This window comes from Providencia huaxiensis (assembly GCF_002843235.3).
Taxonomy (GTDB): domain Bacteria; phylum Pseudomonadota; class Gammaproteobacteria; order Enterobacterales; family Enterobacteriaceae; genus Providencia; species Providencia huaxiensis.
In genome coordinates this window covers 2,456,294-2,471,823 of the sequence record NZ_CP031123.2, presented here as the reverse complement: position 1 = coordinate 2,471,823, position 15,530 = coordinate 2,456,294, and the positions used below count along the sequence as shown (strand labels likewise).

Sequence of the window (15,530 nt, the reverse complement as noted above, 5' to 3'; positions counted from 1 at the left end):
CAGCCTTGACGAAACGGTTTTTATGACGAGAGTCACAGAATATGAGTAAGTTAAGCACATATCTTGTGGATAAATACAACGTTGTTTGATCTTTGCTCAGTTGAAGTCTTAGGCATTTTAGTAAAAAAAATAGTCAGTGGATAAACTGATTTTTCGTTATTTATTTATTTGATTTATCAGTGATTATTTAATTTTTCTTTTTTCTGATAAAAAAGTGATTTGGGGATATACCCTGATTACCATGAGGTTGTTCACATGGATATCCACAGAAAAAGTGAATAACATCCTTATTATTCATTTTATCTGTTCATAACTATCAATATTTTGTTAGGTTATCCTCAGAAGGTTTAAACCAGGCGGATTTAAAATCAAACCAGCCAAAGGTGTTCATCCGTACACCGCGCATGGTGTTTTGGCCTTGCAGTTCGAGCCAATGATGAAAGATGGGGTGAAAAATTTGTGAGTCAATTAAGCTTTCACACCAAGCTTCAACATCTAATTGGTTATTACGCCATAGATTGAGTTCATCACTGAGGGGGTTATTAAGGCACTGACGTAACAACGGCATTTCGTACAAGGTTGCAAAAATGGAAAACTCAAGAGGTTTAAAAAAGTTAGCGGTTGTTAACCAGATATCACTTTGCCCATTGCCATTAAACCAATCATCGTAATCAATAATATTGATCTTGAGCTCCACACCTTGCTGCTGCAACACGCGTTTCATGATTTGGCTAATCGCATAGAACTCATGGTGGTTGCGATAAAAAGTGACAGTTAGCTCTGTTAAATCTTCAGGCTTAGGGAACAAGGTTAGCATTTTACTGTGGTGCCAATGGAGTAACAGGCCATAAGCAGGGGCCCAATGGCGCTGATAAAACGGCTCACAGTGGGCAAGCAGGTTGATTGGGGTTAAAAAGCTACACAACCATTTACGGACATCTTCACGCTGAGTAATGGTTGAACGCTGGTCCATTAACAGAAAATAACAGCCTTCTTCCATACGGCTTTCGAGCGAGCCATTATGGTGCTTATCACCATCCATTTTTAATGTCGTACAAACCATTTGTTCTGAGAGTTCAGGAACCACCCAAATAGTCACTTCATCAAGCAGCGCACGATAACCAAAATAGCGGTCAAAAGCCGTAATAGTGAGTTTTTGTGGCAAGTTTTTTTCCACTTGATAAGGACCCGTGCCGATTGGGCAACGGCTAAAATTTTCTAGGCTCTCCCACTCCTTCGGTAAAATAGCCGCATGATGGCTGCCTAACAACCAAGGCAGTTGTTTATCAGGCTCACTTAACGTGATATCAATAACATAAGGGTGTGGTGAGCTGACGGATTGTATATGAGAGAACAGAGGCCAACAGGTTTTTAAGCGTAAAAGGGAATAGATAATATCGTCAGCAACCATTTCTCGCCCATGATGGAAATAAATAGCGGGGCGTAAATAGAAACGCCATTGGGTCTCATTGACGGACTGCCAATGGTGGGCAAGGCCATTTTCCACTTCCCCTTTTTCCTCATTTATATGGGTAAGGCCATTAAATATTTGGCTCATTAAGTGAATTTCTGAGCGGCGCATTGGCGCACCGGGAAGCAGTGTCGGAAAATCACGATAATAAATAATCCGTAATAAGTTTTTACCTTGTCGATAGCTGCGTTCCAGTTCAGACAATACCATTTGGCGAATGGTTTCCTTATCACCAACCAGTGCAACCAATTTCTCAATACTTTCTTCTTTGAGTAATTGTTCAGCCTGTGCCTGTTGTAGCTCTAAGCCATTAACATGGAAAATAAGAGTGGAGCGCTTTCCTCGACCAGACTCTGCTTGCCAGCTAAGCCAACCGTGTGATTGCATATTATTAAGCAGTGTCCGAACATGACGGCGAGAGCAAAACAGCGTATCAGCGATATCTTGCAGCGTTGTTTCACTGTCTTGGCCCTGAAAATGTTGCCAGAGACGAATAAATTGGGTTTGTAATCGAGAATTAGACATAAAAGAGGAACTCCGGCAAAAAACACATCAATTTTAATTTCCTAAAATCTCACGATAATAGAAGGCAGTAAGTAGCTCGTTTGGTCTGCATGTTGCCGACCGACTCCCCCATTTAGAGTAATGGTGTTTATCACCGAGCCGGTTTTTACCGGCTTTTTTTTATTTTTTCGTCATATTTTGCGCCGTGGCTGTGTTGGCTTCACTCCGCTACCCTAGTCACATACTGGTGTATGCTCCTAGGGATATCCTCGTTTGCCGCCTTGCCACAACACAAACTATTTAGAAAAAATAGTTAAGTAAAAGTAAAAGTAAATTTTGTGGTGGGCAAAATATTTAGGTTAATTATACAGGAAAAATTTAATGAGGAAGCAGTTTGGGAGAGTAAATTTGTTAAGAAGGATTAATTCCGCATTTTTGAGATGAAAAGCGGCTATATAACAAAAAATGTGAGATAAAAGAGGAACTACGCCCACCAAAGTAGGCGTAGAAAAGAATTTACTGCATAAAAGATGGGATCTTGCTTTCGAAATCTTTGATTTGGTTGACATATTGCAGTGTCAAACCAATGCTATCCAAACCATTCATCATGCAGTGGCGGCGGAAGCTGTCGATTTCAAAATGATAGGTTTTATCTCCTGCGGTCACGGTTTGGGCTTCTAAGTCCACCGTAAATTGGCAACCTTCATGGCTATTAACATAATTAAACAGCTCATCCACTTCGGTTTCACTTAATTTAATTGGTAATAATTGGTTATTGAACGAGTTACCATAAAAAATATCAGCAAAACTTGGGGCGATAACCACTTGAATACCAAAGTCAGTTAATGCCCAAGGTGCGTGCTCACGAGATGAGCCACAACCAAAGTTTTCACGAGCTAATAAAATACTTGCCCCTTTGAAAACTGGTTTATTTAATACGAAATCAGGATTAGGCTGTTGCCCGTTCTCATCTAAAAAACGCCAGTCATTAAACAAATGTTGGCCAAAACCCGTCCGCGTGACTTTTTGTAAAAATTGCTTAGGGATAATGGCATCAGTATCAACATTTGCTGCATCTAAAGGAGCGACAATCCCGACGTGTGTAATAAACTTTTCCATCATTTTCTCCTTAGATTTGAATATCACGTACATCAGCAAAATGGCCATTAATCGCCGCAGCGGCTGCCATTGCTGGGCTAACCAAGTGGGTACGACCAGCACGACCTTGGCGGCCTTCAAAGTTACGGTTACTGGTTGATGCACAGCGCTCGCCTGGGTTTAAACGGTCATTATTCATCGCTAAACACATGGAGCAGCCCGGCAAGCGCCATTCAAAGCCTGCTTCAATAAAGATTTTATCCAAACCTTCTTGCTCAGCTTGGGCCTTAACAGGGCCAGATCCGGGAACAACAATGGCTTGTACGCCATTCGCCACTTTTTTGCCTTTGGCAATTGCAGCAGCAGCACGTAAATCTTCAATACGTGAATTCGTACATGAGCCAATAAAGACTTTATCAATTTTGACGTCAGATAATTTAATGCCAGACTCTAATCCCATGTAAGCTAATGCTTTTTCAGCAGATGCTCGCTCAACGGGGTCTGCAAATGACTCAGGAGCAGGGATCGGTTGGTTGATGGCAATCACCTGCCCAGGGTTGGTTCCCCAAGTGACTTGTGGCGCGATGCTACTAGCCTGAATTGTGATGATTTTATCGAACTTAGCATCGTCATCGGTTTTTAATGTTTTCCAATAAGCAACTGCATCGTCCCATTGTTGGCCTTTAGGTGCAAATTGGCGGCCTTTCATATAGGCAAAGGTGGTTTCATCCGGTGCGATAATCCCGGCTTTTGCGCCTAACTCGATAGCCATATTACACACAGTCATACGGCCTTCCATACTCAAGTTTTCGATGGCTTCACCACAAAATTCAACAATATAGCCAGTACCGCCTGCGCTGCCAGTTGTACCGATAATGGCTAACACGATATCTTTTGCGGTAATACCTGCTGGAGCTTTGCCTACGACTTCAATTTTCATTGTTTTAGCGCGTGCTTGTTTCAGCGTTTGAGTCGCCATCACGTGCTCAACTTCAGATGTTCCGATACCAAAGGCTAATGAGCCAAATGCACCGTGGGTTGCGGTGTGGGAATCGCCACATACAATGGTCATACCGGGCAAAGTAATACCTTGCTCAGGCCCCATCACATGGACAATACCTTGGTATGGGTGATTCAAATCATACAAAGTTACGCCGAACTCTTTACAGTTCTTCATTAATTCTTGCATTTGAATGCGGGCCATATCACCACAAGCATTGATATCTTTGGTTTGTGTTGATACGTTGTGATCCATTGTTGCAAATGTTTTACTTGGCTGATGCAACGGGCGGTTTTTAGTTCTCAAACCGTCAAAGGCTTGAGGTGATGTCACTTCATGCACCAAATGGCGATCGATATAAATCAAAGGGATTTCATTTTCGACTTCACGGACAACGTGGGCATCATACAATTTTTGATATAAAGTCTTGGCCATGTTAAACCCCTTCTGCAATATAACGAGCAATAATATCGCCCATTTCACTGGTACTTATTGACTGACCTGCACCTGCTAAGTCTGATGTTCTATAACCTTCTTCTAAGGCTTTATTGACCGCACGTTCGATGGCATCTGCGGCATCGGCTTGGTCTAAGCTAAATCTTAGCAGCATGGAAGCAGATAAAATTTGTGCGATTGGGTTAGCAATATTTTTTCCAGCAATATCTGGTGCAGAGCCGCCCGCAGGTTCATACAAACCAAATCCTGCTTCATTCAAGCTCGCAGAAGGCAGCATACCCATGGAGCCAGTGATCATCGCACATTCATCAGAAATAATATCGCCGAACAAGTTAGAACATAACACCACATCAAACTGAGATGGGGCTTTGATCATTTGCATGGCCGCGTTATCAATATACATATGGCTGACTTCAACATCTGGATATTCTTTTGCGATTTGATTGACCACTTCACGCCATAATACTGAGCTTTGCAATACGTTTGCTTTGTCAATTGATGTGACTTTGTTATTACGTTTGCGAGCCGATTCAAACGCAATACGTGCAATGCGCTCGATTTCATAGCGGTGATAAACTTCAGTATCAAATGCATACTCTTCTTGGCCTTCACCTTTACGGCCTTTGGGTTGACCGAAGTAAATCCCACCGGTTAATTCACGCACACAAAGAATATCAAAGCCTTGAGCTGCGATGTCTGCACGTAATGGGCAAAATGCTTCTAATGCTTGATATAAACGAGCAGGGCGTAAATTACTGAATAATTTAAAATGCTTACGTAAAGGTAATAATGCACCACGCTCAGGCTGGCTGTCGGGTGGCAAGTGTTCCCATTTCGGCCCACCGACAGAACCAAATAAGACAGCATCAGCTTCCTCACAACCTTTTACAGTGGCCTGTGGTAATGGCTCACCGTGTTTGTCGATTGCCGCACCGCCCACATCATACTCAGTGGTGTTGATTGTTACTGCAAAACGTTTGCTGATAGCAGCTAAAACCTTGTGAGCTTGCGCCATCACTTCTGGACCGATGCCATCACCCGGTAATACGGCAATTTTATAACTAGACATTGTTAAACAGCTTCCTTTGTGTTTGATTGTGATTCTTGATTTATTTTTTGTTTTTCTTTTTCAACTTGCTCTGAGCGCCAAATGCTATTCAACACATGCACCATGGCTTTTGCTGATGATTCGACGATATCTGTCGCTAACCCCATCCCGTGGAACTTACGGTTATGGCACTCAACCACGATATCCACTTGGCCTAATGCATTTTCACCGTGGCCTTTAGCCGATAACTGATAAGAGACTAATTTCATAGGGAATTGGGTAATGTTGCTGATGGCTTGATAGATGGCATCAACAGGGCCATTGCCGGTTGCCGCTTCAGATTTTACTTCATCGCCACACTGCATTTTGACTGTCGCTGTTGCGACGATACTCGAGCCTGATTGTGTACTGAAATAGTCCATGACGAAGTGGTCAGTTTCATCTTGTTGTTTTGTGAAGAAAGCCAAAGCTTCTAAGTCATAGTCAAAGACTTGGCCTTTTTTATCGGCTAAATTCAAAAATGCAGTATACAATTCATCCAATTTGAAATCTTTACCTTCGTGATACCCCATCTCCTCCATACGGTGCTTAACAGCGGCGCGGCCAGAACGTGAGGTTAAATTCAATTGCTGTTCTTTTAAACCAATGGACTCTGGCGTCATAATTTCGTAGGTTTCACGGTTTTTCAGCACACCATCTTGGTGAATTCCTGATGAGTGAGCAAATGCGTTGCTGCCGACAACCGCTTTATTGGCTGGGATTGGTGTATTACATAATTGGCTAACTAATTGGCTGGTACGGTAAATTTCTTTGTGATTAATATTGGTATGCACATTCAACATTTGTTCGCGCAATTTAATGGCCATAATCACTTCTTCTAATGCCGTATTGCCTGCGCGTTCACCTAAGCCGTTGATGGTACCTTCTACTTGGCGGGCACCGGCTTGCACGGCACTGATTGAGTTAGCAACGGACATCCCTAAATCATCATGGCAATGAACAGAAATAACGGCTTTATTAATATTAGGTACTCGGTTATACAAATCAGTGATAATGCCACCAAACTGGTAAGGTGTTGTATAACCGACAGTATCTGGAATGTTAATCGTGGTTGCGCCTGCATTAATCGCGGTTTCTACAATGCGGCACAAATTGTCGGGATCAGTACGGCCAGCGTCTTCACAGGAGAATTCAACGTCGTCGGTATAGCGTCTAGCGCGCTTGATGGAGTTGATTGCCATATCCATTACACCATCAAATGATTTATTTAATTTTTTCTCCATATGCAAGTTGGAGGTGGCTAAGAAAATATGAATACGGAAAGCTTCGGCAACTTTTAATGACTCGGCGGCCACATCAATATCATTTTCAATACAACGCGCTAATGCACAAATTCGGCTATTTTTTATTTCTCTCGCGATAGTTTGAACAGATTCGAAGTCACCCGGTGAAGAGACTGGGAAACCAGCTTCAATGATATCAACGCCTAAACGCTCTAATGCGAAGGCGATTTGTAATTTTTCTCTGACTGACAAACTTGCCTGTAATGCCTGCTCACCGTCGCGTAAGGTGGTATCGAAGATAATGACTTGGTTGCTCATATTGTGTTCCTCATATCGAATTTTGTTTTTACTTAGCGTTATGTTCTTCCAAAGCCGCAGGCATAAAAAAACCCGCGGGTTGCGCGGGTTCTTCATGTTTGTGGACAGTTTGTTTCTATTTTTCGTCCATAAGCATACCGCGCAAATTTAATGCGAGTAGTAGTAGGCTTAGTAGGCGAATAGAAAATGTCATTTTAACTGTCTCTCTTGAGTATCTTAATCAAACTGTATTTATTGATACGTTATCTTAAAGTTAATGTCAATCATAGATTTTTAGCATATTTTTACCAATCATGAATTATGGCTCGCGCTTGGTGGTTGTTGCTATTTTTTTGGTGTATCTCTTCTGTTTTATCTGGATTTCTATGTAGTTATAAGGGTAAAATTCTTTCGTTAAGTGTGGTTGAGTGTTGTTTTGATTAAACTCATTGATTTTTATGTGGTTTTTATTGTTTTGATGTGAAATGAGACTCAATACAGGGAATAAATCATCTTCGCCAATGCTTTTTAATTAAGTTAATTATCTAATAAATGAGTATTTAAAAAATAATCTGATAATGAGAATATTTATTGATTCTAAATGCGATTTATTATGATTTCTTGCAAAAATTGCTTTATTATTTTTATGGTGAGTGAGCGAAAGGCTAATAAGTGGTTATCATTCATTATGTTGATGAATATTTACGTTTTATAATGATATTTATACTGCAAGTTTAATTAATAGGTTAAGTAATATAAACGTCGTTTTAATAAATGCAGGGAAAGCGAAATAGCTTATTATCTATAAGTTGTTTTAAGAATAATATTTAATGAATTTATATATTCGTCGGTTTTTAAGATGAATGACTCTTTTCGTTAATGAAAAATGATAAATATATTAGTGGAGTAAAAAATGACTGATTTTGATACAATTTCAACAGCTAAAAAAGACAGTAGCGATATTCATTTGCGTAATGTTGACCTCAACTTATTAACGGTTTTTGACGTAGTGATGCAGATGCAAAACGTAACAAAAGCGGCGCAAGTTCTAGGGATGTCTCAGCCTGCAGTGAGTAATGCAGTTTCACGTTTAAAATCAATGTTTAATGATGAATTGTTTGTGCGCTATGGGCGTGGTATTCAGCCGACATCTCGTGCTAAGCAACTGTTCGGGCCTATTAGGCAAGCATTACAATTAGTTCATAATGAGTTACCTAGTGCAGGCTTTAATCCGCAAAATAGTGAGCGAGTATTTAATTTATCTATTTGTTCGCCATTAGACATTCGTCTGGCTGCTATTATTGTCGAAAAATTTAAGGTAGTTTCGCCTAATATTAATATAGTTATCCACTCTTTCATGGATAATAAGATTGCTCATCAATTAAAATACCAAGAAATGGATTTTTTCCTTGGCTATAACCAATTAGAAAAGGCAGAGTTCCAACATCAAGTTTTATTTGATGATGAATTGGTCTTAGTAGTTGCAAATCATCATCCACGTATTGGTAATTCAATTTCTGAAATTGAACTAAATAATGAACGTCATGCCATTATGTCGATGGATAACATGGGGTCATTTAGTAAACCTTATTACAATAATACTGAGTTATCGCATACGATTAGCTATCAAGGTACTGACTTAAATAGTGTATTGAGCATTGTTGCTCAAACGGATCTCGTGGCTATTGTACCCAAATGGCTAGTAGGTCATTACTTTGGCCAACTGAAATTACGTACATTAACATTACCTTGGCTTAGGGACTCACTACCTTGCTATTTAACGTGGCATGAATCAACGGTTAGAGATAAAGGCCATCAATGGATGAAATCCCAATTTAACCAATTGATTGAAGAACTCCCTGAACAAGCCGCAGCAGCGTAGAACGCCTATTTAAACATTGTGAGAGGTTGTAGGCTGTCCTAGACATGATGAAAAATAAATAGTCATTTTGTTAAGGCTTACAATCTCTATGTTCTTGCAGACGCACTTATAAATATACACACCAATAAGGTAATTAACTCATTATAGTTAGCCCTATGATGTGTTTTGTTGCAGACATAACATTTGCAAAAAATTTACATATAAATGCTTTTCACGCATCTCTTTAGTCGATACACTGCGAATATTCAGCTAACACTTGTAAGCTGAAATAATAAGAATGGTTAAGTGCTTGTGAATGTGCCGGGTAACTTATATCGATAATGACTTATAGGGAATACACTTTGATTACTGAAAATCTATATCCATACCACTTGGTTAATCGCTTACGTAGCAGGGTCACTGCACACGAATCAGCGAACCGGATAGCTTTCAGTCAATGGGATAACGGGCAACGAAGCTCATTAACGTGGGGTGAGGTAGGCGATCGTACATCAGCGATTTCTCTGCGTCTCTTAGCATTAAACGTTATCGCACAAGAAAATATTGGGTTATTTGCCCATAACAGTATGAACTGGTCATTGGTTGACTTTGCCGCGCTACAAATTAGGGCAGTCACGGTGCCACTTTATGCAACTAGCAGTATCGAGCAAGCCGCGTATATTATTAATGACGCGAATATTAGAGTGCTGTTTGTTGGGGACGATGCGCAATATCAAGTTGCATGCCAATTACCCGCTCTTTGCCCTCAATTAACGACGATTGTTGCGATGAATGACAATGTTGAGTTAGCTGATATCTCAATCGACACATTGCATTTATCCACCTTTATGGCGCAATCACAAGCGGCATACCAAGCAGAACTTGATGAACGCATCGCTGCACATAATCTCAGTGATTTATTCACCATCATCTATACATCAGGCACCACCGGAGAACCAAAAGGCGTTATGTTGGATTACTACAACATGGCTGCGCAACTGTATCTCCATGACGAACGATTACAACTAACTGCTGATGATGTCTCTTTAAGTTTCTTACCACTTTCACATGTTTTTGAACGTGCGTGGAGCTTTTACGTTATGCACGTTGGCGCACTAAACGTTTATTTAACGGACACCAATCAGGTCCGGGAAGCGTTAGCTGAGATAAAACCAACAGTGATGTGTGCGGTTCCTCGTTTTTATGAAAAAGTTTATTCAGCAATACAAAGTAAAGTAGCAAAAGCGCCTCTAGTGCGTAGAGCGCTATTTCGCTGCGCAATATCTCTTGGCAAGCAGCGTGTGAAAGCCTTAGCTAAAGGCCGCAAACCCTCTTTTATTAACCGCGCTATTTTCCCGATAGCCGATAAACTGGTACTCAATAAAATTCGTGAAGGATTAGGTGGACGAATTCGCTTCATGCCAGCCGCAGGCGCTCGTCTAGATGACGATGTGATTGCGTTTTTCCTTTCCGCAGGGGTAAACATCAAATATGGCTATGGTATGTCAGAGACCTGCGCCACGGTATCTTGCTGGGAAGAGGGCAAATACCCATTAGGCTCGATTGGTACACCGCTATCTTCTGTTTCAGTGCGTATTGGCAGGGACGATGAAATACAAGTGAAAGGGCCGGTGGTTATGAAAGGCTATTACAACCGCCCGATTGAAACCTTAGATACGTTTACAGCAGATGGCTGGCTTAAAACGGGTGATGCAGGGAAAATTGACGAACAAGGCAATTTATATATTACAGATAGACTAAAAGATTTAATGAAAACGTCTAACGGAAAATATATTGCACCACAAATGATTGAAGGCGTATTAGGGCAAGACAAGTTTATTGAACACATTGCAGTCATTGCTGATGCACGCAAGTTTGTTTCAGCGCTGATCGTACCTTGCTATGAGAGCCTAGAAGAATATGCGAACTCAATAAATTTGAAATATCGGGATCGTTTAGAACTCTTAAAAGACTCGAATATTGTGGCATTATTTGAAAACCGTTTAAGAGATTTACAGAAAAATATCGAAAACTTCCACCAAGTTAAGCGCTTTACTTTGTTACCCACAACTTTTTCAATGGAAAAAGGCGAATTAACACCGACTTTAAAGCTGCGACGTAAAATTATTTCTGAGCGCTATCAATTAGAAATTGAATCAATGTACAAAGAATAATTTATAACTTAAGTAACCTGGCTTACCCGTATTATGGGTAGGCTGGGTCTTGTTTTTGTTCTATTTTTATCAATTTATTCAGATAATCGCTTAATATCACAATTTTAACGGTGCCAACTAATTAAATTGGCACTGTATTTTCATTCATACCAGTCATTTTTCCTCCCATTATTTTTATCTGCAGTCAATTTATCTATCAAATACCCATGTTCAAGATGATGTGAAAGTTTCGTGATCCTTGCACTGAAATGGTGTTTGCTTCGTTTCAGCCAGAGCGATATGTTAATAGCACGAATTTCATAATTTAAATGATAAAAATAAAGGGGTAGATCATACCTCTTCACTTGCAAATAATGTCTGGGGGCAAACTCATGGAGATGTTGTCGGGAGCGGAAATGGTCGTCAAATCGTTGATTGACCAAGGAGTAAAGCACGTGTTTGGTTATCCAGGCGGTGCAGTATTAGATATTTATGATGCACTTCATACAGTTGGCGGGGTAGAACACATATTAGTGCGTCATGAACAGGCTGCGGTGCATATGGCTGATGGTTATGCACGTTCAACAGGGGATGTGGGGGTCGTGTTAGTGACATCCGGCCCTGGGGCAACGAATGCTATTACTGGTATTGCGACCGCGTATATGGATTCTGTACCGATGGTGGTGTTATCGGGGCAGGTCGCAAGCTCGCTAATTGGTAATGATGCGTTCCAAGAGTGCGACATGGTTGGGATCTCAAGGCCAATAGTTAAACACAGTTTTTTAATTAAAAGCGCAGAAGAAATTCCTGAAACGATTAAGAAGGCTTTTTATATTGCGGCAAGTGGGCGCCCCGGTCCTGTAGTGATTGATTTCCCTAAAGACACCGTTAACCCTGCCTTAAAGTTTGCTTACCGTTATCCCGAAAACGTTTCTTTGCGTTCTTATAACCCAACGTTGCAAGGCCACAAAGGGCAAATCAAAAAAGCATTAACCAAATTGGTTTCGGCAAAAAAACCAGTTTTCTATATTGGCGGGGGTGCGATTAACGCGAATTGCTCTGCTGAACTTATTGAGTTGGCAGAAAAACTGCAATTACCAGTGGTATCAACCTTAATGGGATTAGGGGCTTTCCCAGAAACTCACAAGCAGTCTGTCGGGATGCTTGGAATGCATGGAACATACGAAGCCAACAAGGTTATGCACAACTCTGATGTGATTTTTGCCGTTGGGGTTCGTTTTGATGATAGAACAACGAACAATTTAGAAAAATACTGCCCAAATGCGACAGTCATTCAAATTGATGTTGACCCAACGTCTATTTCAAAAACAGTTAATGCGGATATCCCAATCGTGGGTGATGCGAAACTCACATTAAAGCAAATGTTAGGTCAGTTAGACCAAGCTTCAGCTAAACAAGATAGCCAAGCACTCACCTCATGGTGGAAAGAAATTGAACAATGGCGTAGTAAACAATGCTTACGCTACGAAACAAGCCAAACCAAAGTTAAACCACAACAAGCCATTGAAATGATTTACCGTTTAACAAAAGGTGAAGCCTATGTGACGTCTGACGTTGGGCAGCACCAAATGTTTGCGGCATTGTATTATCCCTTTGATAAACCTCGCCATTGGATAAACTCAGGAGGGCTTGGAACGATGGGATTTGGTTTGCCTGCCGCATTAGGGGTGAAATTAGCGCATCCAAAATCAACCGTTGTCTGTGTGACGGGGGATGGCAGCATCCAGATGAACATCCAAGAGCTTTCAACCGCTCTGCAATATGGCTTACCGGTTTTGGTTCTCAATTTAAACAACGGTTTCTTAGGTATGGTAAAGCAGTGGCAGGATATGATTTATCAAGGCCGTCACTCACAATCCTACATGCAGTCATTGCCTGATTTCATCAAGTTAGCGCAAGCGTATGGCCACGTTGGTATTTCAATATCAACACCTGATGAACTGGAAGAAAAACTAAAACAAGCCCTTGTTGAAGTGAATGAAAATCAGCGATTAGTCTTCGTTGATGTCAATATTGATGAAACTGAGCACGTTTATCCAATGCAGATCCGTGGTGGTGCAATGGATGAAATGTGGTTGAGCAAAACAGAGAGGACCTGATCATGCGTCGTATTTTATCCGTTTTATTAGAAAATGAATCAGGTGCTTTGTCCCGTGTCATCGGTCTGTTTTCTCAGCGTGGTTATAATATTGAAAGTTTGACCGTTGCACCAACAGATGACCCAACCTTGTCACGTATGACTATCCAAACGAAAGGGGATGCAAAGGTTCTTGAGCAAATTGAGAAACAACTGCATAAATTGGTTGATGTGTTGCGTGTCAGTGAGCTGACGGCGTCAGCACATATCGAACGTGAAATCATGTTAGTGAAGCTACAAGCCTCTGGATATGGGCGTGACGAAGTGAAGCGTTGTGCGGATATTTTCCGTGGACAAATTGTTGACGTCACTCCAACGCTTTATACCGTTCAGCTAGCGGGAACAAGCGAAAAACTGGATGCTTTCATCGAATCAGTACGTGGTGTTGCTGAAATTGTTGAAGTTGTACGCTCAGGGATCGTCGGTGTTTCACGCGGTGATAAAATTATGCGATGAAAAATTTATCATCCGAAGGTAGAATAAACGCGTTTAAGGCCCCGAATGACTCGGGGCTATTCCCAAAATTGTAAAGAGGTTAACGTGAAACTGGATGAGATAGCCCGTCTAGCGGGTGTTTCCCGCACAACGGCTAGTTATGTGATCAACGGCAAGGCCAAGCAGTATCGAGTCAGCGATAAAACTGTAGAAAAAGTGATGGCAGTCGTCAGAGAACACAATTACCATCCAAATGCAGTTGCTGCGGGGCTACGAGCAGGGCGCACCCGTTCGATTGGGTTAGTGATCCCTGACTTGGAGAATACTAGCTATACCCGTATAGCAAATTACCTTGAAAGGCAGGCGCGTCAACGTGGTTATCAATTGCTGATAGCATGCTCGGAAGACCAACCCGACAATGAAATTCGTTGTGTTGAGCACCTTTTACAGCGGCAAGTTGATGCGATTATTGTCTCGACAGCATTACCGCCAGAGCACCCGTTTTATCAGCGTTGGGCGAACCGTTCGTTACCGATTATCGCACTTGATAGAGCCCTTGAAAAAGAACACTTTATTAGTGTCGTTGGTGATGACCAAGAAGATGCTTTCATGATTTCAGCAGAATTACGCAAATTTAAAGCTGAGTCAGTGTTGTATTTAGGGGCGTTACCTGAACTGTCAGTCAGTTATCTACGCGAACAAGGTTTCCGTAAGGCGTGGAATGAAGACCCGCGCAAGATTGATTACCTGTATGCAAATAGCTATGAACGCGATTCAGCCGCAGAGGTGTTTGCACATTGGCTGGATAGCGGTAATGAGATGCCAGACGCGTTATTTACAACATCATTTTCCTTACTACAAGGTGTCTTGGATGTTGCGTTGAAGCGCAGTGGTCGTTTACCTGAGCACATGGTTATTGCCACATTTGGTGATAACGAGCTATTAGATTTTCTTGAATGCCCAGTGTTGTCCCTTGCACAGCGCCATAGAGATATCGCTGAACGTATCTTAGAACTGGTTCTTGCCAGCCTTGATGAAAAGCAAAAACCAGAAGCGGGTATTACTCGTATTCGTCGTGATTTATGTCGCCGCGGAAGCTTAGGTCGTAAGCAGTAATAAAACAGGCCTAACTTTAATCGAATAGTGAATATTTACACGATAATGAGTGATGTTAGTCACAATAATGAGTAATATAACGGCCCCTATCTTGTAGGGGCTTTTTTTTTATAGGCTAAAAATAGGTAAATATTTAACTTTAGGATTTATCTTAATATATTTATTGCTGATTTTAAAATGAAAGCTAAATTGGATTATGAAATTAATACAAATTTATTGTGGGTGTATTATTGATTCGTGCGATAAATATTTAAAATTGAATACTGTTTATTAAAACAGTTATTTATTGTGTTGATATTTAATGATTTTATTTTTCTTTCGGGGTGATTTTATCATCACTAGATATTAACGATTATTTGAGGACTCAATAAAAGTAAATTACCGGTACAAGATATACTGATTAAAAATGAGACATAAGTTGAATTTATGATGATTTGTATGATTTTGCAGCAATCTATAGTGATCACGCTTATTTAAGTTGCACTCTATAAAATATATTAATTATATCAACCTGTTATTTCCCATTTTCTTTCCAAGTTATATTTTACCTATCCTTATTTTTTCTGAATTGTTCTGTAAATAAAGCTAAAGCTGAGTGCGACTGGCTTGACAACGTTTTCATACCATTCGTAAACTTTATATGTGGTGAA

Annotated in this window: 10 protein-coding genes; 5 read left to right on the top strand and 5 right to left on the bottom strand. The window is 40.8% G+C overall.

The features are described from left to right. Nucleotides 1-316 precede the first annotated feature (316 nt). The 5 genes from sgrR to leuA all read right to left on the bottom strand — a co-directional run bounded on the left by sgrR (nucleotide 317) and on the right by leuA (nucleotide 7,178). On the bottom strand, nucleotides 317-1,996 hold the full coding sequence (gene sgrR, locus CYG50_RS13075) for an HTH-type transcriptional regulator SgrR (RefSeq protein ID WP_102137377.1): 1,680 nt from the start codon (nucleotides 1,994-1,996) through the stop codon (nucleotides 317-319). A 495-nt stretch (nucleotides 1,997-2,491) separates the two neighbouring features. Beyond that, nucleotides 2,492-3,097 (bottom strand): 3-isopropylmalate dehydratase small subunit, encoded by a 606-nt coding sequence (gene leuD, locus CYG50_RS13070; protein ID WP_102137378.1) that lies wholly within the window; start codon nucleotides 3,095-3,097, stop codon nucleotides 2,492-2,494. Nucleotides 3,098-3,104: 7 nt separating this feature from the next. Continuing rightward, nucleotides 3,105-4,508: a 3-isopropylmalate dehydratase large subunit gene (gene leuC, locus CYG50_RS13065; RefSeq protein WP_102137379.1), complete on the bottom strand. Its 1,404-nt coding sequence runs from the start codon at nucleotides 4,506-4,508 to the stop codon at nucleotides 3,105-3,107. Nucleotide 4,509: 1 nt separating this feature from the next. Then, nucleotides 4,510-5,598: a 3-isopropylmalate dehydrogenase gene (gene leuB / locus CYG50_RS13060; protein ID WP_102137380.1), complete on the bottom strand. Its 1,089-nt coding sequence runs from the start codon at nucleotides 5,596-5,598 to the stop codon at nucleotides 4,510-4,512. 2 nt (nucleotides 5,599-5,600) lie between these two features. Continuing rightward, on the bottom strand, nucleotides 5,601-7,178 hold the full coding sequence (leuA, locus tag CYG50_RS13055; protein WP_102137381.1) for a 2-isopropylmalate synthase: 1,578 nt from the start codon (nucleotides 7,176-7,178) through the stop codon (nucleotides 5,601-5,603). A gap of 892 nt (nucleotides 7,179-8,070) precedes the next feature. Here leuA and leuO point away from each other — a divergent pair. From leuO to cra, 5 genes are all read left to right on the top strand, one after another. Next, entirely contained in the window at nucleotides 8,071-9,039 is a 969-nt protein-coding gene (gene leuO / locus CYG50_RS13045) for a transcriptional regulator LeuO (RefSeq protein WP_102137382.1), read from the top strand. 320 nt (nucleotides 9,040-9,359) lie between these two features. Next, nucleotides 9,360-11,192 (top strand): AMP-dependent synthetase/ligase, encoded by a 1,833-nt coding sequence (locus tag CYG50_RS13040; RefSeq protein ID WP_102137383.1) that lies wholly within the window; start codon nucleotides 9,360-9,362, stop codon nucleotides 11,190-11,192. Nucleotides 11,193-11,563: 371 nt separating this feature from the next. Then, nucleotides 11,564-13,291, top strand: coding sequence for an acetolactate synthase 3 large subunit (gene ilvI / locus CYG50_RS13035; protein WP_102137786.1), 1,728 nt, complete (start codon nucleotides 11,564-11,566; stop codon nucleotides 13,289-13,291). A 2-nt stretch (nucleotides 13,292-13,293) separates the two neighbouring features. Beyond that, nucleotides 13,294-13,785, top strand: a complete 492-nt coding sequence (gene ilvN, locus CYG50_RS13030) for an acetolactate synthase small subunit (RefSeq protein ID WP_004262045.1) — start codon at nucleotides 13,294-13,296, stop codon at nucleotides 13,783-13,785. A gap of 84 nt (nucleotides 13,786-13,869) precedes the next feature. Further along, entirely contained in the window at nucleotides 13,870-14,880 is a 1,011-nt protein-coding gene (cra, locus tag CYG50_RS13025; RefSeq protein ID WP_102137384.1) for a catabolite repressor/activator, read from the top strand. Nucleotides 14,881-15,530 lie beyond the last annotated feature (650 nt).

What these genes read in the sequence shown, in the direction of transcription:
- ilvN (WP_004262045.1), top strand. Translation starts at nt 13,294, where the DNA reads ATGCGTCGTATTTTATCCGTTTTATTAGAAAATGAATCAGGTGCTTTG.
- CYG50_RS13040 (WP_102137383.1), top strand. Translation starts at nt 9,360, where the DNA reads ATGACTTATAGGGAATACACTTTGATTACTGAAAATCTATATCCATAC.
- leuA (WP_102137381.1), bottom strand. Translation starts at nt 7,178, where the DNA reads ATGAGCAACCAAGTCATTATCTTCGATACCACCTTACGCGACGGTGAG.
- ilvI (WP_102137786.1), top strand. Translation starts at nt 11,564, where the DNA reads ATGGAGATGTTGTCGGGAGCGGAAATGGTCGTCAAATCGTTGATTGAC.
- leuC (WP_102137379.1), bottom strand. Translation starts at nt 4,508, where the DNA reads ATGGCCAAGACTTTATATCAAAAATTGTATGATGCCCACGTTGTCCGT.
- sgrR (WP_102137377.1), bottom strand. Translation starts at nt 1,996, where the DNA reads ATGTCTAATTCTCGATTACAAACCCAATTTATTCGTCTCTGGCAACAT.
- leuD (WP_102137378.1), bottom strand. Translation starts at nt 3,097, where the DNA reads ATGATGGAAAAGTTTATTACACACGTCGGGATTGTCGCTCCTTTAGAT.
- leuO (WP_102137382.1), top strand. Translation starts at nt 8,071, where the DNA reads ATGACTGATTTTGATACAATTTCAACAGCTAAAAAAGACAGTAGCGAT.
- leuB (WP_102137380.1), bottom strand. Translation starts at nt 5,598, where the DNA reads ATGTCTAGTTATAAAATTGCCGTATTACCGGGTGATGGCATCGGTCCA.